At 73.6% G+C, this 25264-nt stretch carries 21 protein-coding genes; 13 read left to right on the top strand and 8 right to left on the bottom strand.

Going from position 1 to position 25264, the window contains the following annotated elements; all coding sequences use genetic code 11:
- Positions 1-8: 8 nt before the first annotated feature.
- Positions 9-1007, top strand: a complete 999-nt coding sequence (locus ACFOW4_RS25100; protein ID WP_377531978.1) for an aldo/keto reductase family protein — start codon at positions 9-11, stop codon at positions 1005-1007.
- A gap of 46 nt (positions 1008-1053) precedes the next feature.
- Here ACFOW4_RS25100 and ACFOW4_RS25095 read toward each other — a convergent pair whose 3' ends face one another.
- Both ACFOW4_RS25095 and ACFOW4_RS25090 read right to left on the bottom strand, forming a co-directional pair.
- Complete coding sequence (locus ACFOW4_RS25095; protein ID WP_377531975.1) at positions 1054-1851, bottom strand: site-2 protease family protein; 798 nt, start codon at positions 1849-1851, stop codon at positions 1054-1056.
- Positions 1851-2051: a hypothetical protein gene (locus tag ACFOW4_RS25090; RefSeq protein ID WP_377531973.1), complete on the bottom strand. Its 201-nt coding sequence runs from the start codon at positions 2049-2051 to the stop codon at positions 1851-1853. Before ACFOW4_RS25090 ends, ACFOW4_RS25095 begins: the two co-directional genes overlap by 1 nt.
- Before the next feature lie 134 nt (positions 2052-2185).
- Between ACFOW4_RS25090 and ACFOW4_RS25085 the strand changes: the two genes are divergently transcribed.
- The 4 genes from ACFOW4_RS25085 to ACFOW4_RS25070 all read left to right on the top strand — a co-directional run bounded on the left by ACFOW4_RS25085 (position 2186) and on the right by ACFOW4_RS25070 (position 7988).
- A complete protein-coding gene (locus tag ACFOW4_RS25085; RefSeq protein WP_377531970.1) occupies positions 2186-3895 on the top strand; it encodes a protein kinase in 1710 nt (569 codons plus the stop codon).
- Between the two features lie 75 nt (positions 3896-3970).
- Complete coding sequence (locus ACFOW4_RS25080) at positions 3971-5866, top strand: bifunctional adenosylcobinamide kinase/adenosylcobinamide-phosphate guanylyltransferase (RefSeq protein WP_377531968.1); 1896 nt, start codon at positions 3971-3973, stop codon at positions 5864-5866.
- Entirely contained in the window at positions 5856-6629 is a 774-nt protein-coding gene (locus ACFOW4_RS25075) for an adenosylcobinamide-GDP ribazoletransferase (protein ID WP_377531966.1), read from the top strand. The genes ACFOW4_RS25080 and ACFOW4_RS25075 overlap by 11 nt, the downstream gene beginning before the upstream one ends.
- A gap of 66 nt (positions 6630-6695) precedes the next feature.
- On the top strand, positions 6696-7988 hold the full coding sequence (locus ACFOW4_RS25070) for a DUF2314 domain-containing protein (RefSeq protein WP_377531963.1): 1293 nt from the start codon (positions 6696-6698) through the stop codon (positions 7986-7988).
- A 1-nt stretch (position 7989) separates the two neighbouring features.
- Here the strand turns inward: ACFOW4_RS25070 and gcvT are convergent, their stop codons facing one another.
- Positions 7990-9120 carry a glycine cleavage system aminomethyltransferase GcvT gene (gcvT, locus tag ACFOW4_RS25065; RefSeq protein WP_377531960.1) on the bottom strand — a complete coding sequence of 377 codons (1131 nt, stop codon included), beginning with the start codon at positions 9118-9120 and terminating at the stop codon, positions 7990-7992.
- Positions 9121-9281: 161 nt separating this feature from the next.
- Between gcvT and ACFOW4_RS25060 the strand changes: the two genes are divergently transcribed.
- Positions 9282-10856, top strand: a complete 1575-nt coding sequence (locus tag ACFOW4_RS25060) for a leucyl aminopeptidase (protein WP_377531958.1) — start codon at positions 9282-9284, stop codon at positions 10854-10856.
- Between the two features lie 61 nt (positions 10857-10917).
- Here the strand turns inward: ACFOW4_RS25060 and ACFOW4_RS25055 are convergent, their stop codons facing one another.
- Positions 10918-11247, bottom strand: coding sequence for a hypothetical protein (locus ACFOW4_RS25055; RefSeq protein WP_377531956.1), 330 nt, complete (start codon positions 11245-11247; stop codon positions 10918-10920).
- A 178-nt stretch (positions 11248-11425) separates the two neighbouring features.
- Between ACFOW4_RS25055 and lpdA the strand changes: the two genes are divergently transcribed.
- Positions 11426-12817: a dihydrolipoyl dehydrogenase gene (gene lpdA, locus ACFOW4_RS25050; protein WP_377531954.1), complete on the top strand. Its 1392-nt coding sequence runs from the start codon at positions 11426-11428 to the stop codon at positions 12815-12817.
- Between the two features lie 66 nt (positions 12818-12883).
- Entirely contained in the window at positions 12884-14737 is a 1854-nt protein-coding gene (gene sucB, locus ACFOW4_RS25045) for a 2-oxoglutarate dehydrogenase, E2 component, dihydrolipoamide succinyltransferase (protein WP_377531951.1), read from the top strand.
- 75 nt (positions 14738-14812) lie between these two features.
- Here sucB and ACFOW4_RS25040 read toward each other — a convergent pair whose 3' ends face one another.
- Positions 14813-15748 (bottom strand): SDR family NAD(P)-dependent oxidoreductase, encoded by a 936-nt coding sequence (locus ACFOW4_RS25040; RefSeq protein WP_377531948.1) that lies wholly within the window; start codon positions 15746-15748, stop codon positions 14813-14815.
- A gap of 168 nt (positions 15749-15916) precedes the next feature.
- Here ACFOW4_RS25040 and ACFOW4_RS25035 point away from each other — a divergent pair, with 168 nt between their 5' ends.
- A complete protein-coding gene (locus ACFOW4_RS25035; protein WP_377531945.1) occupies positions 15917-17254 on the top strand; it encodes a low temperature requirement protein A in 1338 nt (445 codons plus the stop codon).
- Positions 17255-17339: 85 nt separating this feature from the next.
- Positions 17340-18275, top strand: coding sequence for an LLM class flavin-dependent oxidoreductase (locus ACFOW4_RS25030; RefSeq protein ID WP_377531944.1), 936 nt, complete (start codon positions 17340-17342; stop codon positions 18273-18275).
- 188 nt (positions 18276-18463) lie between these two features.
- Here ACFOW4_RS25030 and ACFOW4_RS25025 read toward each other — a convergent pair whose 3' ends face one another.
- Positions 18464-18817 carry a MerR family transcriptional regulator gene (locus ACFOW4_RS25025; RefSeq protein WP_377531941.1) on the bottom strand — a complete coding sequence of 118 codons (354 nt, stop codon included), beginning with the start codon at positions 18815-18817 and terminating at the stop codon, positions 18464-18466.
- 56 nt (positions 18818-18873) lie between these two features.
- On the opposite strand from ACFOW4_RS25025, the gene ACFOW4_RS25020 reads away from it, so the two are divergent.
- A complete protein-coding gene (locus tag ACFOW4_RS25020; RefSeq protein WP_377531939.1) occupies positions 18874-19872 on the top strand; it encodes an aldo/keto reductase in 999 nt (332 codons plus the stop codon).
- A 24-nt stretch (positions 19873-19896) separates the two neighbouring features.
- On the opposite strand, the gene ACFOW4_RS25015 is transcribed toward ACFOW4_RS25020, so the two are convergent.
- Positions 19897-20748: an NAD(P)H-binding protein gene (locus ACFOW4_RS25015; protein WP_377531936.1), complete on the bottom strand. Its 852-nt coding sequence runs from the start codon at positions 20746-20748 to the stop codon at positions 19897-19899.
- 322 nt (positions 20749-21070) lie between these two features.
- Here ACFOW4_RS25015 and ACFOW4_RS25010 point away from each other — a divergent pair, with 322 nt between their 5' ends.
- Positions 21071-21970 (top strand): TIGR01777 family oxidoreductase, encoded by a 900-nt coding sequence (locus tag ACFOW4_RS25010; RefSeq protein WP_377531933.1) that lies wholly within the window; start codon positions 21071-21073, stop codon positions 21968-21970.
- Positions 21971-22006: 36 nt separating this feature from the next.
- Here the strand turns inward: ACFOW4_RS25010 and ACFOW4_RS25005 are convergent, their stop codons facing one another.
- Positions 22007-23200 (bottom strand): alpha/beta hydrolase family esterase, encoded by a 1194-nt coding sequence (locus tag ACFOW4_RS25005; RefSeq protein WP_377531930.1) that lies wholly within the window; start codon positions 23198-23200, stop codon positions 22007-22009.
- 209 nt (positions 23201-23409) lie between these two features.
- On the opposite strand from ACFOW4_RS25005, the gene ACFOW4_RS25000 reads away from it, so the two are divergent.
- A complete protein-coding gene (locus tag ACFOW4_RS25000) occupies positions 23410-25230 on the top strand; it encodes a DUF2079 domain-containing protein (RefSeq protein WP_377531928.1) in 1821 nt (606 codons plus the stop codon).
- Positions 25231-25264 lie beyond the last annotated feature (34 nt).

Genomic DNA, 25264 nt, shown 5'->3' with positions numbered 1-25264 from the left:
GTCGAGGTATGGAATTCCGACACCTGGGCCGCTCCGGCCTGATGGTCAGCGAGATCTCGTACGGCAACTGGATCACCCACGGCTCGCAGGTCGAGGAGGACGCGGCGTTCGCCTGTGTGCGGGCCGCCCTCGACGCGGGCATCACCACCTTCGACACGGCCGACGTGTACGCCGGCACCCGGGCCGAGGACGTGCTGGGTCGCGCGCTGGAGAACGAGCGCCGCGAGGGCCTGGAGATCTTCACCAAGGTCTACTGGCCGACCGGGCCGGGCCGCAACGACCGGGGCCTGTCCCGCAAGCACATCATGGAGTCGATCAACGGCTCGCTGCGCCGGCTGCGCACCGACTACGTGGACCTCTACCAGGCCCACCGGTACGACCACAGCACGCCGCTGGAGGAGACGATGGAGGCCTTCGCCGACGTCGTGCACTCCGGCAAGGCCCTCTACATCGGCGTCTCCGAGTGGACCGCCACGGAGCTGCGCGCGGCCCACCAGCTGGCCCGTGAGCTGCGCATCCCGCTGGTGTCCAACCAGCCGCAGTACTCGATGCTCTGGCGGGTCATCGAGGCCGAGGTGGTGCCGGCCAGCGAGGAGCTGGGCGTCGGTCAGATCGTCTGGTCGCCGATGGCGCAGGGCGTGCTCTCCGGCAAGTACCTGCCGGGGCAGCCGCCGCCGGCCGGGTCCCGGGCCACCGACGAGAAGTCCGGCGCGAGCTTCATCGCCCGGTGGATGACCGACGACGTGCTCACCCGGGTGCAGCAGCTCAAGCCCCTCGCCGAGCAGGCCGGGCTGAGCATGGCCCAGCTCGCCGTGGCGTGGGTGCTGCAGAACCCGAACGTCTCCTCGGCGATCATCGGGGCGTCCCGCCCGGAGCAGGTGCACGACAACGTCAAGGCGGCCGGCGTGAAGCTCGACGCCGAGCTGCTCAAGGCGATCGACGAGATCGTCGAGCCGGTCACCGAGCGCGACCCGGCCAAGACCGAGTCCCCCGCCCAGCGGCCGTGACCCGCACCCGGTCCGGTCGGCGCGGGTCCGCGCCGACCGGGCCGGGTCAGCCCTGCCAGAAGCGGATCAGGTCCAGGCCCGCGGCGTAGAGCCAGGCCGGCAGGCCGAGCAAATCGCCGACGGCGAAGACCGCGTCGAAGAACCAGCCGCCGATACGCGGGTTCCACAGCAGTGCGAACAGCAGCAGGAAGCCGTACGGGGCGAACAGGTCGTACATCCGGCGCCACTGCGGGTTCAGCCACGGCTGGATCATGTTGCCGCCGTCCAGGCCGGGCACCGGCAGCAGGTTGAGCACACTCGCGGTGAGCTGGAGGAACGCCAGCAGCGCCACCCCGGCCCAGAACTCCACCGGGCCGCCCGCCGCCGTGCCGATCCGCAGTGCCGCGACCAGCACCAGCGTGAACAGCACGTTGGTCGCCGGGCCGGCCAGACTGACCAGGGTGTGCCGCAGCCGCCCGGGGATGGCGTGCCGGTCCACCCAGACCGCCCCGCCGGGCAGGCCGATGCCGCCCAGCAGCACCACCACCACCGGCAGCACGATCGACAGCAGCGGGTGGGTGTACTTGAACGGGTTGAGGGTCAGGTAGCCCCGGTGGGCGATGTCGCGGTCGCCGGCCCGGTACGCCACCACCGCGTGCGCGTACTCGTGCAGGCACAGCGACACCAGCCAGCCGGACACCACGAAGAGGAACACGTCGAACCGGACGTTGCCGTACCCGTTCCAGGTCAGCACCCCGCTGGCCGCGAAGAGCGCCACCAAGGCCAGGAACACCGGGCTGGGCCGGAACGCCGCCCGGGGCACGCCGAGGACCAGCGGTTCGCCGCCCGGACGGTCGTAGGACATCACTCGGCCGTGGGCAGCAGGCTCATCCGGTACTCCACCCGGTCGTCCTCGACGAGCGCGACGGAGGTGACGCCGGACGCCGCGAGCTCCCGCCAGGTCTGACCGATCCACGATTCGGCATCGGCCTGGCTGCTGAACGACTCCGCCGGTCCCTCGACCGACTGGCCGTCCGTGCCCTCGTACCGCCAGCTCCACGCCATGCCGCGTCTCCCCTCGCCGCTGAAGTCCCCGTGGGACGAACCCTCGCCAGCGTAGTCGGCCCGGCGCGGTACGGCCGCTCGCTCGCCCCGCCAGCGGAACCACGAGGTGATCAACCGGCCGGTACGGTGACGCGGTGCTGACTCGGGGAGTGGTGCTCGGCGACCGGTACCGGTTGGACGAGCGGGTGGCGACGGGCGGGATGGGCGCGGTCTGGCGCGGCACCGACATCCTGCTGGAACGCGAGGTCGCGGTGAAGGTGCTGCTGCCGTCGCTGGTCGCCGACCCGGAGTTCACCGCCCGTTTCCGGGCCGAGGCACGGATGCTGGCGGCGCTGCGACATCCCGGGGTGGTCGCCGTGCACGACGTCGGTCAGGCCCGGCTCGACGACGCAGGCCGGGTCGACTACCTGGTGATGGAGTACGTCGAGGGCGAACCGCTGGGCACCTGGATCCGCCGGGCCGGCCGGCTGGACCCGGCGTCCACCATGTCGGTGGTCGCCCAGGCCGCCGAGGCGCTGCACACCGCCCACCTGGCCGGCATCGTGCACCGGGACGTGAAGCCCGGCAACCTGCTGGTGAAGAGCGACGGCCGGGTGGTCCTGGTCGATTTCGGCATCGCCCGGTCCCGTGCGCTGAACGGGCTCACCGCCGCCAACATGGTGCTCGGCACCGCCTCGTACATGTCCCCGGAGCAGGCCACCGGGCAGCCGGTCTCCGGCGCCACCGACGTCTACGCGCTCGGCGCCGTGGCGTACTACTGCCTGGCCGGGAAGCCGCCGTTCGACGGCGACAACCCCTTGGCGGTGGCGTTGCGGCACGCCCAGGAGGAGCCGGCGCCACTGCCGGCGGGCACCCCGCCGGCGGCGGCCGCCGTGGTCGCCCGGGCCATGGCGAAGCGGCCGGCCGACCGGTTCGGCAGCGCCGCCGACCTGGCCGAGGCCGCCGCGCAGGCGCGCGAGGCGACCCTGGCCAGCATCCCGGTCGCCGCCCGCCCACCGTGGGCGCTGGCCGCCCCGGCACCCACCGGCGCGCCCGCCGCGAACTCGTCCCCGCCGGCCGGCCACCCGTTCGCGGCCCCCGGGCCGGTGCCGGGGCCGACCCGGGAGGATCCGCTGCGGACGCAACCGGCGGCCCGCCGTCGGAACCTGCTGATCGGGGCCGGCGCGGCCGTGCTCATGGCGCTGGTCGCCGTGGTGGCCGTGGTCGCCCTGCGGCCCGGGACCGAACCCGGCGACGCGCGACCGCCCGCCCTGAGCGCCGAGTCGGCCGGCCTCCCCACCGACCCAGCCACCGCGCCCGTGGACACCGCGCCCACCGGGACGGGCCGGCCGGGTGGCACGCCGAGCGCGACCCGCACCGCGAGCACCGGTCCGACCGGCGCAGCCGGGCCGGAGGCACCGGGCGGCGGGGCGACGAGGGCACCCACCGACGCGCCGAGCACCGCACCGACCGGGACGGCCAGCGGCGAACCGACCCCGAGCGTCGGGAGCACCGCGGCGAGTCGGCCGAACCCGTACACGGCGGCGCAGGTCTGCGGCAGTGGCTACCAGGTCATCGACTCGGCCACGCTGACCGACGACGGCCGCCGCCGGGGCCGGGTCTACCTGCTCTACCACTCGGGCAACGGCAACAACTGCGTGGTCACCCTCAAGGACACCGCGGTGGGTACGCGGTCGGCGGCCGCGGCGTACCTGGAGGTACAGGGGCGGGCCCGCAGCACCGACAGTGGGTCCTTCGAGTACTACGCCGGGCCCGTGCGGGCCAGCGCCGCCGGGGCGTGCGTGAAGTGGGGCGGTTCCACCGGCGGGGCCAGCTACGCCAGCGCGTTCGAGCACTGCGGCTGACCGACCACCACCGAGGTGTCACGCGGGCGCCGGCCCGGCAGGCACCGGGACCCCGGGCGGCCTTAAGGTACGGGCATGTCCGTTGACGGGTGGAACACGGTCCTGGTGCTCGGCGGTATCCGGTCCGGCAAGTCCGAGTTCGCCGAGTCCCTGGTCGCCGACGCGCCGATGGTCCGCTACGTCGCCACCGCGCCGGAGGGCGACCCGGAGGACACCGAGTGGGCGTCGCGGTTGGCGACGCACCGCGCCCGGCGTCCGGGCAGCTGGAGCACCGAGGAGACGGCGGCGGATCCGCGCCGGCTGGCCGACGTGCTCGCGTCCGCCGAGCCGAACGAGACGCTGCTGGTCGACGACCTGGGCGGCTGGGTGACCGTGCTGCTCGATCCGGCCCATCAGCCGGCCGACGACGTGGCGACCATCGCCGAGCTGGCCGACGCGGTGCGCGCCTGCCCCGCGCGGGTGGTGCTGGTCAGCCCCGAGGTGGGGCTGTCGCTGGTGCCGACGACGCCGCTGGGGCGCGCGTTCACCGACGCGCTCGGCGCGGCCAACCGGGCGGTCGCCGACGCCTGCGACGCGGTGGTCCTGGTGATCGCCGGCCAGCCGTCCTGGCTGAAGCCGGGCGTCACCCCCCTGGCGACCGCGCGGCCGGCGCCCGCCGCCACGACGAGCGCGACGACCGCGACCGGGCCGAACGGGTTCGCGCCGGCCGAGCCGACGCCCGAGGTGCGGCTGCCGGACGTGCTGACCCACACCCCACCGGTCGCCCCGAACGCGGAGCCCGGCAACCCCTGGGCCGCGCCGACCATGGCGCTGCCGATGGTGGCCACCGGGTTGGTCATCCAGGCCGGTATGGAACTGCCGATGCCCGACGAGTACGCCGGCCCGCAGGCGGTGGACCGGCTGGCGACGCTGGACGTGCCCGGCGCCGGGCTGGGCGTGCTGGACCGGGTGGTCGGCTTCGCCGCCGCCACCCAGGGCACCTCGACCCCGGCCGCCTGGGGCTCGGTGCGGGTGCTGCTGCTGCACGGCGACCACGACGGCGGGGCCGCGGCCGGCACCGTCGCCGGCGAGTCGGCCCGCCGCGTCCGGCAGGCCCGCGCCGGCCAGGGCGCGCTGGCCCGACTCGCCGCCGAGAGCGGCGCCTCGCTCCAGGTGGTGGACGCTCCGGCCGCCGCCGCCATGGAGGACGGCCCGGCGCTGAGCCTCGACCAGGTCGAGTCGGCGCTGCGTTACGGCTGGCGACTGGCCGAACAGGCCGCCGACGCCGGCGTACAGCTGCTGGTGCTGGCGGCGTCCGGCGCGGGCACCGAGGCGGCCGCCGCGGCGGTGCTGGCGGCCACCGCCGGCGCGGAGCCACCGGCGGTGCTCGGCCGGGTGGTCACCGAGTCCGGCGAGATCGACGACGCGGCCTGGATGGTGCGCTGCGCCGCGGTCCGCGACGCGCTGCACCGCACCCGCCGCTCGCCGCGCGGCGCGAAGGACGTGCTGGCCGAGTTGGGCGGCGGCGACGTGGCGGTGGCCACCGGCGTGCTGCTCGGCGCGACCGCCCGCCGGGTGCCGGTGATGCTCGACGGGCCGGTCGGCCTGGCCGCCGGCATGGTCAGCCGGGACCTGGCCGGGCAGGCCCGGCACTGGTGCCTGCTCGCCGACCACGGCGGGCACCCGGCGGTGAAGCTGGCCGCCGACGTGCTCGGCCTCACCCCGATGCTGGACCTGCGGCTGGACCTGGGCGAGGGGTCGAACGCGCTGGTCGCGCTCCCGCTGCTGCGCTCGGTGCTGGCGTTGGCCGCCGCGCTGCCCACCCACCCGTCACTGAACGGCGGCGAGCAGCCGGACGTCGACACCGAGGAGCCGGAGTACCCGGAGCCCGAGTACGCCGCGCCGGAGTTCGCCGAGCCGGAGCCGGACGGCCCGGGGCCGGCCACCGTCGAGCCGGACGGGCAGCCGACGACGGGCTGGCGTGCCGGCTGAGTCGCGGCTCGCCGCCGGCGCCCGACTGGCGGTCACCACCTTCAGCACGCTGCCGGTGCGCGCCGGCCGGATCGACCGGCAGGTGGCCGGCACCGCGATGGCGCTCGCCCCGGCCGCCGGCGCGCTGCTCGGCGTGCTGCTGGCCGGGCTGCTGCTGCTGACCGGCGCGCTCGCTCCCCCGCTGGTCGCCGCCGGGGTGACGGTGGCCGGCGGCGCCCTGCTCACCCGTGGGCTGCACCTGGACGGCCTGGCCGACACGGTGGACGCGCTCGGCTCGTACCGGCGGGGCGCGGCCGCGCTGGAGATCATGAAGAAGCCGGACGTCGGCCCGTTCGGGGTGGTCGCGCTGGTGGTCGTCCTGCTGGTGCAGGCGGCCGTGCTGGCCGAACTGCTCGGGCGGTCGGCGCCCGCGTGCCTGGCCGCGGTCATCGCCGCCACCGCCGCCGGCCGGCTGGGGGTGACGGTGGCCTGCCGGCGGGGTGTACCGGCGGCCCGACCGGACGGGCTGGGCGCGCTGGTGGCCGGCACCGTCGGGCCGCTGGCCCTGGCCGCCGGCGCGGTCGCCGTCGCGCTGCTGGCGGTGCCCGCGGTGCCGGGCCGGCCGTGGCAGGGGCCGCTGGCCGTCGCCGCCGCGCTCGCCGTCGCGGTGCTGCTGCTGCGGCACGTGGTACGCCGGCTGGGCGGGATCACCGGTGACGTGCTCGGCGCGACGGTGGAGGTGGTCACCACGCTGGTCTACCTCGGACTGGTGCTGTCCGGCTGAAGCCGGGAACGCGGGCCGGGTAGCGTTCGGCTCGACAGCACCGGCGCGGCCAACCGGGGGACGAGAATGCTCATCACGGACGACTTCCTGCCCGTACCGGTCCCGGAGTCGCTCAGCGCGACCTACCTGGTGCCGATGGCGGGGCTGCCGAAGGTCAGCACGAAGACCGCGGTGGGGGCGCTGGCCGGCAGGCTGGCCGAGCCGGTGCACGGGCTGGCCCGGCAGATGCTCGACAGCCCGCTGATGAGCGTGGACACTCGCCCGATCGCCGAGTTCCCCGAGCTGCCGCCGGACCTGCTCACCGCGTTCGGCGCCACCGAGGCGCAGCTGGAGCGCCTGGCCGCGGCGAGCCACCTGGTGGTGGTGCAGGCCGAGTACCGGCCCGGCTGGCCGCCAGCGCACGAGTGGGCGGCCCGGGCGGTGGCGGCGGCGGTGGCCGAGTCGGTCGGCGGCGACGTGGTGGACGTCTTCGGCCTGCAGTTCCTCGACCCGGCGACCGCGCTGCGCTCGCTGCCGGACGAGCAGGGCCGGATCCGGCTGGTCGACTGGGTGCTGGTGCCGTACTCCTCGGGCGCCGAGGGGTTGTGGTTCACCACCAAGGGGCTGCGCCGCTTCGGGCTGCTGGAGTTGCAGACCCAGGGGGTGCCCGACCACCTGACCCGCGCGTGGGGCGCGGTGATGACCGGGGCGGCCCGCCGGCTGCTGCGCGACTGGACCGACGGGCTCACCGGCGAGGAGGTGCCGGCGTTCGTGCAACTGCCGGTGCTGGCCACGGTGACCGGGCACGACATCGCGGTGGCGTACGGCAATCCGGAGCAGCACGGCGCGACCGCCCCGGTGCTGCTGCGCCTGGAGCTGGACCCGGCCACCGATCCGGAGGCCGACTCGTTCCTCAGCCTGCGCCCACCGGCGGGGCATCCGGGGCCGGACGGCCGGTACTACGCCGCCGCCTGCGCGACACTCTTCGCCGGGATCCAGCCCGACGTGCGCTACGCCCGCTCCGGCGACGCGATGAGTCAGGCCGTCGCCACCGCCCGCGCCGCGCTGGGCGACGCACGGGCCCGCTTCGTCGCCGGTCGGTTCCCGGCGGAGTCCCAGCTGGTGGTGAAGTACGGGCTGCCCGGCGACGACGGCCCGGAGTACGTCTGGGCCGGCGTCACCTCGTGGGACGTGCCGGAGCGGATCGTCGGGGTCAGCGCCAGCGACGCCGCCAGCGACCCGAGCGTGCGGATCGGCGCCCCCGTGGTGGTGGAGGCGACCGACGTCGTCGACTGGGCCGTGCTGGACGCCACCGGCGTGATCGAGGGCGGCTGGACTCAGGCCGTCCTGGACTCCGGGGAACGCCCCGATCCCTCCTGAGCTACTTCACCGAGGGGTGGACGAAGGGGGGCCGGGTCACGCGCATCTGGGCGCGGCGACCGCGGATGTCGATCTCGACCAGATCGCCGTCGGCGAGCTGAGCGTCGGTGTCCAGCAGCGCGAGCGCGATGCCCTGCTTCTTCGTCGGGCTGAAGGTGCCGCTGGTCACCGTGCCGACCTGGGCGTCGCCGACGTGCACGGTCATCCCGGCACGCGGGATGGCCCGGTCGACGGCCTCCAGGCCGCGCAGCGTACGGCGGGGTCCGGCGGCCTTCTCGGCGCGCAGCGCGTCGCGGCCCCAGAAGGCCGGCTTGTCCCAGCCGACCGCCCAGCCGGAGCGCGCCTGCACCGGGCTGATCTCCAGGGAGAGGTCCTGCCCGTGCAGCGGGTAGCCCATCTCGGTGCGCAGGGTGTCCCGGGCGGCCAGGCCGCAGGCGCGCAGCCCGAAGGCCTCGCCGGCGGCGAACAGCGCGTCCCAGACCGCGACCGCGTGCTCCGCCGGGACCACCAGCTCGTAGCCCAGCTCCCCGGTGTAGCCGGTGCGGCAGACGGTCAGCTCGGTGCCGCCCAGCCCGGCCGGATCGAAGCTCATGTAGCCGTGCCCGGTCGGCAGGCCCAGGGCGCCCAGCAGCTCCGCCGAGCGCGGCCCCTGGACGGCGAGCACCGCGTACGCCTCGTGCTCGTCGGTGACGGTGACCGACTCCGGCGCGGCGGCGCGCAGCCGGCGCACCACCTCGGCGGTGTTCGCGGCGTTCGGGATGAGGAAGACGTGGTCGTCGGCGTACAGGTAGGCGATGATGTCGTCCACCACACCGCCGGTGGCGTCGTCGCAGCAGAGGGTGTACTGCGCCTGGCCCGGGCCGATCCGGCCCAGGTCGTTGCTGAGGCAGGCGTTGACGAAGTCGGCGGCGCCGGGGCCGGTCACCCGGGCCTTGCCGAGGTGCGACACGTCGAACACGCCCACCGCGGTCCGGACCGCCGTGTGCTCCTTGAGTACGCCGCCGCCGGCGTACTCCAGAGGCATCTCCCAGCCCCCGAACGGGGCGAACTTGGCGCCGAGAGCGGTGTGCCGCTCGTGCAGCGGGGAACGGCGCAGCCGGGTCGCGGCGGCGGCGGAGGTCACGTCGGTCATGGGTGGCAACTTACCGGGGGCAACGCCGCTGGTTAGCATCGGCGGGACCCGTCGGTGCCGTCGACGGGACAACCCCGACGTCCGGCGGGTAGGTTCCGCCGGAGACCTTTCCCGCCGGTACGCGACGACGCGGCCGGCCCGGCCCGCCCGGAGTAGCTTCAGTGACATCGCCCCGCAACACCACCCTGAGCCTGGTCGACACCGACCCGGCGGAGCTCGCCGTCGACGCGATCGTGATCGGCGTGCACAGCCAGACCGGAGAGCAGGGCGCCACCAGCGGCCTCGCCGGCACCCTGTTGTTGGCCAGCGGCGCGGAGAGCATCGCCGCCGCGTTCGACGGCAAGCTGACCGAGACGCTGGCGCTGCTCGGCGCCACCGGCGGCCCAGGAGAGGTCATCAAGCTGGCCACGCTGGGCACGATCACCGCCCCGGTGGTCGCCGCGGTCGGGCTGGGCCCCGAGCCGTCGGGCGCCGCGCCGGCGCCGGAGACGCTGCGGCGGGCGGCCGGTGCGGCGGTGCGGGCTCTGGCGGGCGCGCCGAAGGTCGCGCTGGCCCTGCCGCTGCCGGACGACGCCGACGCCCCGGCCGCGCTGCGCGCGGTCGCCGAGGGCGCGCTGCTCGGTGGGTACCGGTTCGCCGGTTACAAGACCCGGCCGCAGCCGACCCGGCGTGAGCCGGTCGCCGAGGTCCTGGTCGCGGTGCCGGACGCCGGCGACGCGGGCGCCCAGGCGGAGATCACCCGGGCGCAGGCGGTGGCCGGCGCCGTCCGGCTCAGCCGGGACTGGGTCAACACCGCGCCGAACGAGCTGCGCCCGCCGTCGTTCGCCGACGCCGTGGCCGACGCCGCCCGCGCCGCGGGCCTCGGCGTCGAGGTGCTGGACGAGGCGGCCCTGGCCGCCGGCGGGTACGGCGGCATCGTCGCGGTCGGGCAGGGGTCCGAGGCCCCGCCGCGGCTGGTGAAGCTCACCTACACGCCCGAGGGCGGCGGCAACGGCAAGCGGGTCGCGCTGGTCGGCAAGGGCATCACCTTCGACACCGGCGGCATCTCGATCAAGCCGGCGCAGGGCATGTGGGAGATGAAGTCCGACATGGCCGGCGCGGCTGCGGTGGGCGCGGCCATGCTGGCGATCGCCGCGCTCAAGCCGGCGGTGGCGGTCAACGCGTACCTGCCGATGGCCGAGAACATGCCGTCGGGCACCAGCTACCGGCCGGGCGACGTGATCAGCATGTACAACGGCAAGAAGGTCGAGGTGCTCAACACCGACGCCGAGGGCCGGATGATCCTGGCCGACGCGATCGCCCGCGCCTGCGAGGACGGCACCGACTACCTGTTCGAGACCTCGACGCTGACCGGCGGGCAGGTCATCGCGCTGGGCAAGCGGGTGGCCGGCGTGATGGGCACGCCGGAGCTGTGCGAGCGGGTCCGGACCGTCGGCGACTCGGTCGGCGAGCCGGCCTGGCCGATGCCGCTGCCGGACGACGTGCGCAAGGGCATGGACTCCGACGTCGCCGACATCTCCCAGGTCAACGCCGGGATGGACCGGGCCGGTCACATGCTGCAGGGCGGGGTGTTCCTGCGCGAGTTCGTGACCGACGACGTGGCGTGGGCGCACATCGACATCGCCGGGCCGGGCTACCACTCGGGTGAGCCGACCGGCTACTGGACCAAGGGCGGCACGGGCGTTCCGGTCCGCACCCTGGTGCAGCTGGTGGAGGACGTCGCCGCGAACGGCTGACGGATGCCAGGAGGGGCCCCTCGTCAACGCCTGGCGTTGACAAGGGGCCCCTGCTTGCGTCTCAGTACCGGTCGGGCCGGCGCTTGCAGCGCTCGTTGAAGTCGCGCATCCGCTGCGGGTAGCCCATCAGCCGCACGTCGTAGACCGGGATGCCCATCCGGTACGCGAACCGCCGGGCGCCGTCCGGGCCGTCGATCCGCCGGCGGGTCCACTCGCCGTCGTCGGCGATCAGGATGACCGTGGTCTCGGTGACCGTGGTGCGCGGCTCGATGAACGCCTCGACACCACGCCGGGTGCGGACGAAGTTCTCGAGATGGTCCAGATCGGCACGGTCGGCCGCGCGATCGCGGCTCACCACGCGCGCCTGCTTGCGGCGCCGGAACAACCCCACCGGAGGACTCCCCCATGTTCTGTCATCGACAACGGTGCCAAGGGTACGTGTCGATGACGTGTCGTTGGGCACCTCACTACGCACCCTGTGCCCAGTGGTGACAAGATGACCGAGGTGGGGTGTGTCCTTGTTGCCCCATCGTGACCCCCGATGCAGTGACGCGACCTGGGAGTTGGACGTGAGCGAGCCGAACGAAGCGACCTTCGACATCGTCATCCTCGGAGGTGGCAGCGGCGGCTACGCGACCGCACTGCGCGCCGCCCAGCTGGACCTGAAGGTCGCGCTGATCGAGAAGGGCAAGCTCGGGGGCACCTGCCTGCACAACGGCTGCATCCCGACCAAGGCGCTGCTGCACGCCGCGGAGATCGCCGACCAGACCCGCGAGTCGGAGCAGTTCGGCATCAAGGCCGAGCTGGTCGGCATCGACATGGCCGGCGTCAACTCGTACAAGGACGGTGTGATCTCCCGCCTGTACAAGGGCCTGCAGGGCCTGGTGGGTGGCTCCAAGAACATCACCTTCGTGGCCGGCGCCGGCAAGCTGGTCGGCAAGAACGTCGTCGAGGTCGACGGCAAGCGCTACACCGGCCGCAACGTCGTGCTGGCCTCCGGCTCGTACGCCAAGAGCCTGCCCGGCCTGGAGGTCGACGGCGAGCGGATCATCACCAGCGATCACGCGCTCACCCTGGACCGGGTCCCCTCGTCGGTGATCGTGCTGGGCGGCGGCGTCATCGGCGTCGAGTTCGCCAGCGTGTGGAAGTCCTTCGGGGTGGACGTGACCATCGTCGAGGCGCTGCCCCGCCTGGTCGCCGCCGAGGACGAGGAGTCGTCGAAGGCGTTGGAGCGGGCGTTCCGCAAGCGGAAGATCAACTTCAAGGTCGGCAAGCCGTTCGAGAAGGTCGAGAAGACCGAGAACGGCGTCAAGCTGACCATCGCCGGCGGCGAGACCGTCGAGGCCGAGCTGCTGCTGGTCGCCGTCGGTCGCGGCCCGAACACCGCCAACCTCGGGTACGAGGAGCAGGGCGTCAAGATGGACCGCGGCTACGTGCTGACCGACGAGCGGCTGCGCACCAGCGTGCCGAACGTCTACGCCGTCGGCGACATCGTGCCCGGCCTGCAGCTCGCGCACCGCGGCTTCCAGCAGGGAATCTTCGTCGCCGAGGAGATCGCCGGCCAGAACCCGGCCGTGATCGACGAGGCCGGCATCCCGCGGGTCACCTACTCCGACCCGGAGCTGGCGTCGGTCGGCCTCACCGAGGCGAAGGCCAAGGAGCAGTACGGCGCCGACAAGATCAAGACGCACAACTACAACCTCGGTGGCAACGGCAAGAGCCAGATCCTCAAGACCACCGGCTTCGTGAAGCTGGTCCGGGTGGACGACGGCCCGGTGGTCGGCGTCCACATGGTCGGCGCCCGGGTGGGTGAGCTGATCGGCGAGGCGCAGCTCATCTACAACTGGGAGGCGTACCCGGCGGAGGTCGCCCAGCTCGTGCACGCCCACCCGACCCAGAGCGAGGCCCTGGGCGAGGCGCACCTGGCCCTCGCCGGCAAGCCGCTGCACTCGCACGCCTGATCACGACAACCGCGGCGTCCGGCGACGGGCGAAGATCCCCAAGGGGAATGAAGGAGTCTGGAGAACATGCCGGTATCGGTCACCATGCCCCGGCTCGGCGAGAGCGTCACCGAGGGCACCGTCACGCGCTGGCTCAAGCAGGAAGGCGACACCGTCGAGGTCGACGAGCCGCTGCTTGAGGTCTCGACCGACAAGGTCGACACCGAGATCCCGTCGCCCGCTGCGGGCGTGCTGAGCCGGATCGTGGTCGGTGAGGACGAGACCGCCGAGGTCGGCAGCGAGCTCGCCGTCATCGCCGGTGAGGGCGAGTCGGCCGGCGGCGGCGAGGCCGCTCCGCAGGAGCAGGCGCCGGCCGAGCAGGTCGAGCCGGCCACCGAGCCGACGGCCGCCGCCGAGGGCACCGCCGACGAGGTGGCCCAGGACGAGGCACCGGCCCCGGCCGCCGCGCCGTCGGGCCAGGGCACCGCGGTGAAGATGCCCGCCCTGGGCGAGAGTGTCACCGAGGGTACGGTCACCCGCTGGCTCAAGCAGGTCGGCGAGACCATCGAGGTCGACGAGCCGCTGCTGGAGGTCTCCACCGACAAGGTGGACACGGAGATCCCGTCGCCGGTCGCCGGCACCGTCCTGGAGATCAAGGTCGCCGAGGACGAGACCGCCGACGTCGGCGCCGAGCTGGCGATCATCGGTGCCGCGGGCGCCGCGCCGGCCGAGGCGAAGCCGGAGCCGAAGCCCGCGCCGAAGGCGGAGGCCAAGCCCGAGCCGAAGCCGGAGCCCAAGCCCGAGCCGAAGGCCCAGCCGACGCCGGAGCCGAAGGTGGAGGAGCCCACCCCGGGCATGTCGTACAACGAGCCGGCCGCGGAGACCGAGCAGGCCGCGGAGCCGGTCAAGACGGAGCGTGCCGCGCAGCCGTCCGCGCCGACCCCGACGCCGCAGCGTCCGACCGCTCCCGCCCAGGGTGGCGGCGAGGAGGCCGCCGGCTACGTCACCCCGCTGGTACGCAAGCTCGCCAGCGAGCACGGCGTGGACCTCGCCGCGCTCAACGGCACCGGCGTGGGTGGCCGGATCCGCAAGCAGGACGTGCTCGACGCGGCCGAGAAGGCGAAGGCCGCCAAGGCCGCGCCGGCTCCGGCGGCGCAGCCGGCCCCCGCCGCGGCGGCTCCCGCCAAGCCGGCCGCGAAGCCGCAGCCGAGCAGCAAGCGGGGCACCACCGAGAAGCTGCCCCGGATCCGCAAGGCCATCGCCAAGCGGATGCACGAGTCGCTGCACGAGATGGCGCAGCTCACCACGGTGATCGAGGTGGACGTCACCCGGATCGCCAAGCTGCGGGCGCAGGCGAAGGACTCCTTCCAGCAGCGGCACGGCGTGAAGCTGTCCTTCCTGCCGTTCTTCGCCCTGGCGGCCGTCGAGGCGCTCCAGACGCACCCGATCGTGAACGCCAGCATGGACCTGGAGGGTGGGACGATCACCTACCCGGATTCGGAGCACCTCGGCATCGCCGTGGACACCGAGCGGGGCCTGCTGGTGCCGGTCATCCACAACGCCGGTGACCTCAACCTGGGTGGCATCGCCAAGCGGGTCGCCGACCTGGCCGAGCGCACCCGGACCAACAAGATCAGCCCGGATGAGCTCGCCGGCGCGACCTTCACGCTGACCAACACCGGCAGCCGGGGTGCGCTCTTCGACACCCCGATCGTGCCGTCGCCGCAGTCGGCGATGCTCGGCACCGGTGCCGTCGTGAAGCGCCCGGTCGTGGTCAACGACCCGGAGCTGGGCGAGGTCGTCGCGGTCCGGTCGATGGTCTACCTGGCCCTCTCCTACGACCACCGGCTGATCGACGGTGCCGACGGGGCCCGCTTCCTGGCCGCGGTCAAGGAGCGGCTGGAGGCCGGCAACTTCGAGGCGGAGCTGGGCCTGGCCTGATCGTCCGTACCGCCGAAAGGGCGCCCCGGTCGTCGACCGGGGCGCCCTTGTCGTTGCCGTCGGAGCGCGGGCGGGTCAGCCCTTGAGCGTGTCGACGGAGACCTGCCAGAGCCGTTCGGCGGCCTCCGGGTCGAGCGCGTAGTCGGCGACGCCGCGCCGCTCCCCCGGTTTGACCGGGCCGGCCTCCTGGCAGTCCTCGAAGTACCGCCCACCGACGCCGTCGAGCAGCGGCGAGGCGGCCACCAGCACCGAGGTGGCCGCGCCCTGCTCGGTGGACTTCCAGTACGACGCGTTGCCGGCGGTCATCTGGGCGATCTCCTCCTCGCTGACGTAGCGCTGGAGGTTGGTCTTGATCGCCCCGGGCATCAGCGCGTTGGCGAGGATGCCGTCGTCGGCCCAGCGCCGGGTGACCTCCACGGCGAAGAGCACGTTGGCCGTCTTGGACTGCCCGTACGCCTCCCACGGGTCGTACGGCCGACGCTGGAAGTGGATGTCGTCGAAGACCACCGGTGAGCGCAGGTGGGCCGTGGAGCTGACCGAGACGATGCGGGCCCCGTCGGCGGCGGCCAACGCCGGGCGCAGCCCGGTGGCGAGCGCGAAGTGCCCCAAGTAGTTGGTGGCGAACTGCAGCTCCCAACCCTGCGGGGTACGGGTGAGCGGCGAGGCCATGATGCCGGCGTTGTCGACCAGGATGTGCAACGGCCCGTCCCAGTTGGCGACGAAGTCGGCCACCGAACCCTGGTCGGCGAGGTCCAGCGGGGCGACCAACACCCGGTCGTTGCCGGTCGTACCGGTGATGTCGTCGGCGGCACGATGCCCGGCGTCGGTGTTGCGGACGGCGAGGGTGACCTCGGCCTCGGCGCTGGCCAGCGCGCGGGCGGTCTCCACGCCGATGCCGGACGACCCGCCGGTGACGACCACCCGCCGCCCGCCGAGGTCGATCCCCCGGATCACCTCCATGGCGGTGGAGTCACGGTTGAACGGTGTCGTGATCGGTGCGTTCGCAGTCATGATCCGTCCTTGTCCGAGCGCCGCGGTCCACCCGCTTTCCCATCGCGGGCCGGTGGTAACGCGGGGTGCGCCGCGCCCGGTGTCGACCTGCTGACGGACGGGCTGCCATCGCCCGGTGGGCTGACCCGTTCCGGCCCCCGGGGGACCACGCGCTGCCAGAGTGGGACCGTGGGCGGCTACCGGCGGCGTGGGCAACTGGGGCCGGCCATCGCGATCGCCCCCGGCGCCCGGGTGGACAAGTTCGAGGTCTTCTTCGACCTGGTCTTCGTCTTCTCGTTCTTCATCATCACCCGGGCCACCGCCTCGAACATCTCCGGCCGCCAACTGATGCACGCCGGTCTGGTGCTCGCCGTGCTCTGGTGGTGCTGGGTGGTGCACAGCCTGGTCGCGACCCGGGTGCGCCTGGGCGAGGGCTGGGTGCCGGTGCTGATGGTCGTCGCGATGGCAGCCCTGTTCGCGTTCGCGCTGGCGCTGCCGCAGGCATTCACCGACCCGGAGCCCGGCAACACCGCGGGCCCGATGCTGGTGGCCATCAGCTATGTCGTGGTCCGGGCCGTCCACATCATCCTCTACCAGCATGTGGTGCGGGACAGCCCGAGTGAGCGCCGGCAGCTGCGCCGGTTCGCCCCGGAACTGGTGGCGAGCATCGTGCTGCTGCTGGGCGCCGCGCTGATCCCGCCGCAGATCGGGGACCCGGACCGGGCCGCGCTGGTCCGAGACGTCCTGTGGATAGCGGTGGTCGTCGTGCAGTACGCCACCGGCTTCATCGTCGGCACCTGGGGTTGGGGCGTGACCAGCGCCGAACACTGGACCGAACGCTACGACCTGATCCTGATCATCGCGCTGGGTGAGTCGGTGATCTCCGTCGGCGTGGGCGGCAACCTGATCGGCAAGCCGGTCACCTGGCCGGCGGTGGCCGCCGCCACGCTCGGGATCATCTTCACCGCCGCCCTGTGGTGGGCACACTTCGACTTCATCGGCCCGGCTGCCCGGATCGCCCTGCACGCCGCGGAGGGCGCCCCCCGGGTGGCGATGGCCCGCGACGCGTACGCCTACCTCTACCTGCCGATGATCGCCGGGATCATCCTGTTCGCCATCGGCAGCGAGGAGATCCTGCACACGATCACGGACCCGGCCGGCGGCCTGGCCGAACGCATTGAGGGGCCGGCGGTGCCGATGCTCTTCGGCGGGGTGATCTGCTACTTCGCCGTCAACCTGCTGTTCCAGCTGCGCACCCTGCACACCGTGACGTGGACCCGGATCGGGGTGCTGGTGGCGCTGGTGGTGGCCCTGCCGATCGGGCAGCGCCTGCCGGCGCTGGGCACGCTGGCCCTGGTCACGGCGATCTGTGTCGGGTTGGTGGCCGTGGAGGTGCTGGTGTTGTCCGGGTCGCGGCACGCCCTGCGGGACGTGGTCTTCCAGGAGCGCACCACGCACGAGGCGAACGAGGCCGCCTGGCGCGCCCGCTGGCATATCTCGGAACCGGACGAACCGACCACCCCGTGATGGTTACCGGGCCGTCGCTTCTCCCGTTGGCAGAATCGGCGGTCGTCAGCTGGCCTTCCGGTCCCCCGCCCCGCAGGCTGGGCCCATGGTCACCTTCTCGATCCAGGCGAGCCCCACCGACGCCGCCAGCTGGTGCGAGCTGGCCCGACGGGCCGAGTCCGCCGGTTACGACGCGCTGCTCGTCGGCGACCACCCGGGGGTGGTCGCCGCGCCGTTCGTGGCCCTGGCCGCCGCGGCGACGGTCACCTCGACCCTCGGGCTCGGCTCGTACGTCAGCAACGCGGGTGTGCGGGAGCCGGCACTGCTCGCCGCCGACGTGGCCACCCTCGACCTGCTCTCCGCCGGGCGGGCCCGGCTCGGCATCGGCGCCGGCCACACCCCGGCCGAGTGGCGGGCGGTGGGTCGCGAGCGCCCGGACGTGGCCGCCCGGGTACGCCGCTGCATCGCGGTCACCGAGGCCGTCCGCGCCCTGCTCGACGGCGAGGAGGTCACCGTGGACTCCCCCGACCTGGTGGTACGCGGCGCCCTGCTGGACCGGCCCCGCCCGGTGCAGCCCCGGATCCCACTGACCGTGGGCACGGCGAACACGACCCTCCTGCGCTGGGCGGGGGCGCACGCGGACGTCGTCGGGCTCACCGGCTTCGGTCGTACCCTCCCCGACGGCCACGCCCATGAGGTGCGCTGGCGGGCAGCCGACCTCGAAGCGCAGTTGACGCAGGTCGCGGCCGGCGCGGCCGGGCGGGAGACTCCCCCGGCACTGGAGGCGCTGGTGCAGCAGGTCGTGGTGACCGACGACGCCGAGGCCGCCGCCGCGCAGACCGCTGGGGAGACCGGCCTCAGCGTCGCCGAGGTGCTCGCCACACCGTTCGTGCTGATCGGCACGGAGGACGAGATCGTCGCGGCGGTCACTGAGCATCGGCGCCGCTGGGGCATCACCCGCTTCGTGGTCCGTGCCGACGCGCTCGACCCACTGGCCCCGCTACTACCTCGCCTGAACGAGGCCGGGTGTAGCACTCTGTAGCCCATCCGTTACGCTGCTGTCGTGGCCGAGCATGCTCCTCGCGAGATCACCCAGCGCGAGCTGCGTAACGACTCTGGCTCCATCATGCGAACGACTTCGCCGGCCTGGACGAGTTGGTGACTCTGCACGCCGTGAAGCGCCCTGACTGAGGGAGGTCGTGGCGCGCTGCCCAGGCGCCGGCCCGCCGGTCACCCTTCGTAGAAGCGGATCTTCTCCCGCAGGTGGTCGTACTGGCGTTGGAGCAGACGCATCTGCTCCTCGACCTGGGCCGCGTGCCGCTCCAGCAGCTCGCGCCGCTCGCCGGCGGTGTGCTCGCCCTCGCGGGCCAGTTGGGCGTAGCGGCACATCTGCGCGATCGGCATCCCGGTGTCGCGCAGGCAGCGGAACAGCACCAGCCAGCTCAGGTCGTCGTCGGTGAAGACCCGCTTGCCGCCCGGGGTCCGGCCCACGCCGCTGAGCAGGCCGATCTTCTCGTAGTAGCGCAGGGTGTCCAGGCTGAAGCCGCTGCGTCGGGCTGCCTCCGACGGGGCGTAACCGCTCATGTCCCGAGATGCTAGTGCTTGACCTGGAGCGCGCTCCAGGTCCGAGAGTGGACGACATGACCATGACACGGACGCTGGGACGCAGCGGCATCGAGGTGAGCGCGATCGGGATGGGGTGCTGGGCGATCGGCGGACCGCTCTGGGGCGACGGCGGGCAGCCGTTCGGCTGGGGTGAGGTGGACGACGACGAGTCGATCCGCACCATCCACCGGGCGCTCGACCTCGGGGTGACCCTGTTCGACACCGCCAGCAACTACGGCGCCGGGCACAGCGAGCGCATCCTCGGCCGGGCGCTGGCCGGGCGCCGGGACCGCGCGGTGATCGCCACCAAGTTCGGCAACGTCAGCGAGGAGGCGACCCGGCGGGCCGTCGGCACCGACGCCAGCCCGGCGTTCGCGGTACGCAGCCTGGAGGACTCCCTGCGCCGGCTCGGCACCGATTACGTCGACCTCTACCAGCTGCACATCAACGAGCTGCCGGTGCCCGCCGCGCTCGACCTCGTCGGCACGCTGGAGGACCTGGTCGGCCAGGGCAAGATCCGCGCGTACGGCTGGAGCACCGACAACCCGGCGTCGGCGGAGGCGTTCGCGGCGGCCGGTGCGCACTGCGCCGCCATCCAGCACGACCTGTCGGTGCTGCGGGACAACGCCGCCGTCCTCGCGGTCTGCGACACCTACGATCTGGCCAGCCTCAACCGGGGGCCGCTGGCGATGGGGCTGCTCACCGGCTCGACCCGGGCGGTCGGCGCGGACGATGTGCGCGGACGGGCGCCCGAGTGGCTCCAGTGGTTCACCGACGGCCGGCCGACGCCGAGCTGGGCGGCCCGGGTGGACCAGGTGCGCGAGGCGCTGACCGCGGACGGACGCAGCCTGGCCCAGGGCGCGCTCGGCTGGTTGCTGGCCCGCAGCCCGCGTACCGTGCCGATCCCCGGCCTGCGCACGGTCGCCCAGGCCGAGGAGAACCTGGCCACGCTGACGCTCGGGCCGCTGAGCACGGAGGCGTACGCCGAGGTGGAGCGGCTGCTGGCCGACCTGCGGCCGGCCCGCGTGGCCTGACCGGTCGCGCCGCCCCGGGTGCCGTCAGCGAAAGTCGTCCGCGTGGTCGGCGGCCCACTGCCGGAACGTGCGCCCGGGGCGGCCGGTCACCTGCTCGACGTCCGGGGCCACCCAGGCGTTGCCGTCGGGATGCTGCCCCATCTCCAGGAACCACTCGATCACCTCGGCGGGATAGAGGTCCCTCCAGTGCTCGCGGGCCTGGTCCGGGGTTAGCTCGTCGAACCGCACCGGCCGCCCGATGGCGTCGCCGATCATCCGCACCGCGTCGCGGCGGCGCACCGGCTCCGGGCCGGTCGGCTGGTACACCCGCCCGGCGTGGCCCTCCTCGGTGAGCGCGGCCAGGATGACCTCGGCGATGTCCGCCTCGTGGACCAGCGCGCTGTTCCAGTCCCCGAACGGCGCCCGGACCACCCCCTCGGCCCGGATGCCGGCCGCCCAGTCCCGGGTGTTGGCCATGAACTCGCCTGGGAAGACGTGCGTCCAGTCCAGGCCCGAGTTTTCGATGGCGCGGTGCAGGGGCCGGTGCGGCGCCTCGATGGGGTCGTCGTCCGCCCGGCTCGGGTCGTTGTGGCCGAGGTGGGTGATCCGCCGGACACCGGCCTGCCGGGCCAACTCCAGGATTTCCGGGCCGGTGGTCAGCGGCCCGTACCCGTCCATCGCCACCAGATGCATGCGGGTCACGCCGCGCAGCGCCGGGGCGAGCGTGTGCGGCCGGGCGAAGTCGCCCGCCAGCACCTCCACCTCGCGGGGCAGGGCGGCGGCCGCCGGAGACGCGGGATCACGGGTCAGTGCGCGTACCTCGTGGTTGGCGGCCAGCAACTGCCGGACCAGGCTGCCTCCGACGGTCCCGGTCGCTCCGGTCACCAGGATCGGCATGGTTCCTCCTCAGGGGTCGGCCCCACCGCGGGCAGGGAGCGCCACACCCGCCATTCGGGGGCGCACTCGGATGGCTCATCGTCAGCCAGATCGACGCCGGAAGCAATTGCGAACAACGTATTCACGTTCGCTCTGACCTGCGAAAACACGACGGCCGCAGAATGCGCGGCGCAGCCTTTTTCGGCGCCTGGACCCCTCGCTGACCTGCTATCTCCTCGACCTTGGCTGAATCCGCGCAGATTTCTTCGCCGGGGGCGCTCCGCGTCGGTGACGTCGACCGTCCCGCGCATCCACCGGCGGCGTTCTGGGCGAAGATGGGGGTATGCGGATCCTCATGGCCGGCGCGTCCGGCTTCCTCGGCACCCGGCTGAGCGACCGGCTCACCGCCGACAGGCACCAGGTCACCCGGCTGGTCCGCCGGGAGCCGCGTAACGGGCGGGAACAGCGGTGGGACCCGGCGGCGGCGCAGCTCGACCCGGCCGTGGTCGCCGGGTCGGACGCGGTGGTCAACCTGGCCGGCGCCGGCGTCGGCGACAAGCGCTGGGACGAGGCCTACCAGCGGTTGATCCGCACCAGCCGGGTGGACAGCACCACCACGCTGGCGACGGCGATCGCCGGGCTGCCGGCCGCCGACCGGCCCCGGGTGCTGCTGAACTCCTCGGCGGTCGGCTGGTACGGCAACACCGGCGACCGTGTGGTGGAGGAGGACGCGCCGGCCGGGGAGGGCTTCCTGGCCGACGTCTGCCGGGTGTGGGAGGCCGCGACCCGGCCGGCCGAGGACGCCGGGGTACGCGTGGTGCGGCTGCGTACCGGCCTGCCGCTGCACCGCGACGGCGGACTGCTCAAGCCGCAGCTCTTGCCGTTCAAGCTTGGCATCGCCGGCCGGCTGGGCAGCGGCCGGCAGTGGCTGCCGTGGATCTCGATGGAGGACTGGCTCGGCGCGGTCCGGTTCCTGCTGGGCCGCGACGACCTCGCCGGCCCGGTCAACGTGGTGGGGCCGCAGCCGGTCACCAACGCCGAGTTCACCCGGGAGCTGGCTCGGCAGCTGCACCGCCCGGCGATCATCCCGATTCCCGCGCTGGCGCTCAAGGTGGCCCTCGGCGGCTTCGCCCACGAGGCCCTGACCAGCACCCGCGTCCTCCCCGGAGTGCTCACGAAGGCCGGTTTCCAGTACCACCACCCCGACCTCCCCACCGCCCTGCACGCCGCCCTGACCGCCTGACCCACCCCCGGTCCCGAGGGGTGGGGCAGGGGCGGGTCAGCAGCCGACGACCCAGTAGTTGGGGCCGGTCTGCTTGAGCGTGCTGCTGTAGAAGGTGTTGTAGAGGCCCATCCGCTGGTTGGAGCCGTTGGCGTAGGCGTAGCCGCCGGACTGGTAGGCGCGGCCGGCGGTGACGTGCGCGTAGTTGGTCGCGGTCACGCAGGTCGGGGCGGGCGGCGGAGTGGTCGTGGGCGGCGGGGTGGTGGGGTCGGTGCCGCCGCCGTTCAGGCCGAAGAAGAGCGCGTCGCGGTACGTCGAGCAGATGGTGTCCAGGAAGTACGCGGCGGTGCTGCCGCACTGGTCGGCGCCGGGACCCGGGTCGACCGGGGTGCCGTGGCCCATGCCGGAGACCCGGTAGAGGCGGACGTCGTCGTTGCCGTACACCTCGAGGCTGGTCCCGCCGGGCAGCGACGCGGTGCTGCTCGGGGTCTGCGAAACGCCGCGCACGTTGGTCCACTGGTCGCGCGACTCGGTGGCGTTCGCCGGGACGACGGTGGTGTCCGAGGTGCCGTGCCAGATCGACACCCGGGGACGCCGGCCGGTGTAGCCGGGGTAGGCGGCGCGGACCAGGTCACCCCAGGTGGCCGGGGACTTGTCCACCCCGCTGTACTGGCAGGTGCTGGTCGACGCCGGCGGCGAACAGCGGTAGGGCAGCCCGGCGATGACCGAGCCGGCGGCGAAGACGTCCGGGTAGGTGGCGAGCATGACCGCGCTCATCGCCCCGCCGGCGGAGAGCCCGGAGACGAAGACCCGGTCGGCGTCGGTGCCGTAGGCGCTCCTGGCGTGGTCGACCATCTGCTTGATCGACAGGGCCTCGCCCTGGCCGCGGCTGATGTCCCCCTCGGTGTACCAGTTGAAGCAGCTCAGCGACTGGTTGGCGCTGGACTGCTGCGCCACGATCAGGGCGAACTTCCACTGGTCGGCGTACTTCTGCCAGCCGGAGTTGGCGAAATAGCCGGCGGCGTTCTGGGTGCAGCCGTGCAGCAGCACCACCGCCGGCGCGTTGGCCGGCAGGTTGTCCGGCCGGTAGGCGTACATGGCGAGGTTGCCCGGGTTGGAGCCGAAGCTGGTGACCTGGGTGAGGGCGGCGGCCTGGGCGGGAGCGGCGAGGGTGACCAGGCCCGCGACGGCGAGCAGGAGCCCGGCGACCGCACCGGCCAGCCGGGTGGACAGGGACGAGGAGCGGCGCATGGCGGCCTCCTGAGGGGCGGACTGTGAACTGGGTCACGGTCGAATTGCCGCGACGTTACGTCCGCGCGTCCGGGGTGTGACATGGGCCACGCTCACACATTCATGATGGTCGAGGTGTGCGGCCAGTTCGGCCGCGTCCCAGCCGGATGTACGCCCGAAGGTTCCGTGTCTGACCGGCCGGTCCAGGTCCGGTTGGTAACGTCCGCTGCGTGCCCTCCTCCCCGTCCCTGGCCACCAGGCCCGCGCCCCCGCCGCGCGCCGCCCGGGACCGCCGGGCCGACCTGCTCGTCGTGCTGGTGGCGCTCGCGCTCGCCGTCTGGGTGACCAGCGGGCTGTGGCGAAACCCCAACCTGCGCACCATCACGGTCAACTCCAGCGACCAGGCGCTCTTCGAGTGGTTGCTGGCGTTCGGCGGGCACGCGGTTACCCACGGGGACAACCCGCTCTTCACCCACCTGATCAACGTCCCGGACGGGGTCAACCTCGCGGTCAACACGTCGATCACGGTGTACGCGGTGGTCTTCGCCCCGCTCACGTACCTGATCGGGCCGCCGGCGACCTTCCTCGTCATCCTGACGCTCAACCTCGCCGCCACCGCGGTGGCCTGGTACTGGCTGCTCTCCCGGCACCTGGTCCGGGGGCGACTGGCCGCGGCGGTCGGTGGCCTGTTCATCGCGTACTCCCCCGGCATGGTGTCGCACGCCAACGCCCACCTGAACTGGACCGCCGGGTGGCTGGTGCCACTGCTGGTGTGGCGACTCTTCGCGCTGCGCCGGCCCGGGCACTGGATCCGCGACGGCGTGATCCTGGGCGTGCTGGTCGCGGTGGCCTTCTCGATCGCCGCCGAAGCGCTCTTCTTCACGGCCCTCGCGCTCTGCGTGTTCCTCGCCGTCTGGGCCCTGCACCCGGCCCGGCGGGCCGAGGCCCGAGCGGCGCTGCCCAACTTCCTGCGCGGGCTCGGGGTGACCGCGGTGGTGGCCGGGGTGCTGCTCGCGTACCCGCTGTGGCTGCACTTCGCCGGGCCGCAGCGCTACCACGGCACCGGCTTCGACCCGGTGGTCCACTCCGAGGACATCGCCGCGTTCGGCGCGTTCCCGCTCCGCTCGCTGGCCGGCGAGGCCGGGCTGGGTACCGCGCTGGCACCGAATCCCACCGAGGAGAACTCGTTCTTCGGCGTTCCACTGCTGCTGCTCTCCGTGGTCTGCTTCGTCGCGCTGTGGCGGCGGGCCGACGCGGGCCGGCGGGCGACCCTCTGGGCGCTGGGCGCCACCGCGCTGATCTTCAGCGTGCTCTCCTTCGGGCCGGTCGCGAAAATCGACGATCGGCGCACCGACCTGCCCATGCCGTTCGACCTGATCGGGCAGCTGCCGGTGGTGAACGCCGCGCTGCCCGCCCGGCTGGCCCTGGTGGTCGCGCCGGTGATCGGGGTGCTCCTGGCGTACACCCTCGACCAGTTGCGCGCGGACCCTCCCCGGCACCGCTCCGCGGAGCTGGCGTGGACGCTGGGCTTCGCGGCGGCCCTGCTGCCGCTGGTGCCCACGCCGCTGCTGACCCAGGAACGGGAACCCGTGCCGCGGTTCATCACGGCCGGCACCTGGCGGCAGTACGTCTCCCCGGGCGGCGTGCTCACGCCGGTGCCGCTGACCATCGACATCTACCCCGACGGCCAGCGCTGGCAGGCGTACGCGCTCTCGCACCGGCAGGGTGAGTTCGCCATCCCGGCCGGGTTCTTCCTCGGCCCCGGCGGACCGGACGGGCGCGGCCGGATCGGCCCGGTGCCCCGCCTCTTCAGCGCGCTGATGGACCAGGCCGGCCGCACCGGACTGGTGCCGACCATCACCGACGGCACGCGCCGGGAGGTCGAGACCGACCTGCGGTACTGGCGCGTCGAGACGGTGGTGCTGCCCGACGCGGTGCACGGCGCGAAGTTCGACGTCGACGAGGAGACGGTCCGGCGTACCGCCACCGCCCTGCTGGGCGAGCCGCAACGGGTCGACGACGTGTGGGTCTGGCGCGTCCCGCCCGCCTGACCGGCGCCGCCGGGTGGCACGCCCACCGGCGGCG

The sequence above is a fragment of the Micromonospora sp. GCM10011542 genome, from assembly GCF_042650685.1.
Classification (GTDB): domain Bacteria; phylum Actinomycetota; class Actinomycetes; order Mycobacteriales; family Micromonosporaceae; genus Micromonospora.
Note: the sequence above shows the minus strand (reverse complement) of the source record. Positions and strands in the feature narration are given on the sequence as shown.

Excerpts from the sequence above, each read along its gene's own strand:
- ACFOW4_RS25100 (WP_377531978.1), top strand. The coding sequence starts at position 9 with ATGGAATTCCGACACCTGGGCCGCTCCGGCCTGATGGTCAGCGAGATC.
- ACFOW4_RS25095 (WP_377531975.1), bottom strand. The coding sequence starts at position 1,851 with ATGTCCTACGACCGTCCGGGCGGCGAACCGCTGGTCCTCGGCGTGCCC.
- ACFOW4_RS25090 (WP_377531973.1), bottom strand. The coding sequence starts at position 2,051 with ATGGCGTGGAGCTGGCGGTACGAGGGCACGGACGGCCAGTCGGTCGAG.
- ACFOW4_RS25080 (WP_377531968.1), top strand. The coding sequence starts at position 3,971 with ATGTCCGTTGACGGGTGGAACACGGTCCTGGTGCTCGGCGGTATCCGG.
- ACFOW4_RS25070 (WP_377531963.1), top strand. The coding sequence starts at position 6,696 with ATGCTCATCACGGACGACTTCCTGCCCGTACCGGTCCCGGAGTCGCTC.
- gcvT (WP_377531960.1), bottom strand. The coding sequence starts at position 9,120 with ATGACCGACGTGACCTCCGCCGCCGCCGCGACCCGGCTGCGCCGTTCC.
- sucB (WP_377531951.1), top strand. The coding sequence starts at position 12,884 with ATGCCGGTATCGGTCACCATGCCCCGGCTCGGCGAGAGCGTCACCGAG.
- ACFOW4_RS25040 (WP_377531948.1), bottom strand. The coding sequence starts at position 15,748 with ATGACTGCGAACGCACCGATCACGACACCGTTCAACCGTGACTCCACC.
- ACFOW4_RS25030 (WP_377531944.1), top strand. The coding sequence starts at position 17,340 with ATGGTCACCTTCTCGATCCAGGCGAGCCCCACCGACGCCGCCAGCTGG.
- ACFOW4_RS25025 (WP_377531941.1), bottom strand. The coding sequence starts at position 18,817 with ATGAGCGGTTACGCCCCGTCGGAGGCAGCCCGACGCAGCGGCTTCAGC.
- ACFOW4_RS25020 (WP_377531939.1), top strand. The coding sequence starts at position 18,874 with ATGACCATGACACGGACGCTGGGACGCAGCGGCATCGAGGTGAGCGCG.
- ACFOW4_RS25015 (WP_377531936.1), bottom strand. The coding sequence starts at position 20,748 with ATGCCGATCCTGGTGACCGGAGCGACCGGGACCGTCGGAGGCAGCCTG.
- ACFOW4_RS25010 (WP_377531933.1), top strand. The coding sequence starts at position 21,071 with ATGCGGATCCTCATGGCCGGCGCGTCCGGCTTCCTCGGCACCCGGCTG.
- ACFOW4_RS25005 (WP_377531930.1), bottom strand. The coding sequence starts at position 23,200 with ATGCGCCGCTCCTCGTCCCTGTCCACCCGGCTGGCCGGTGCGGTCGCC.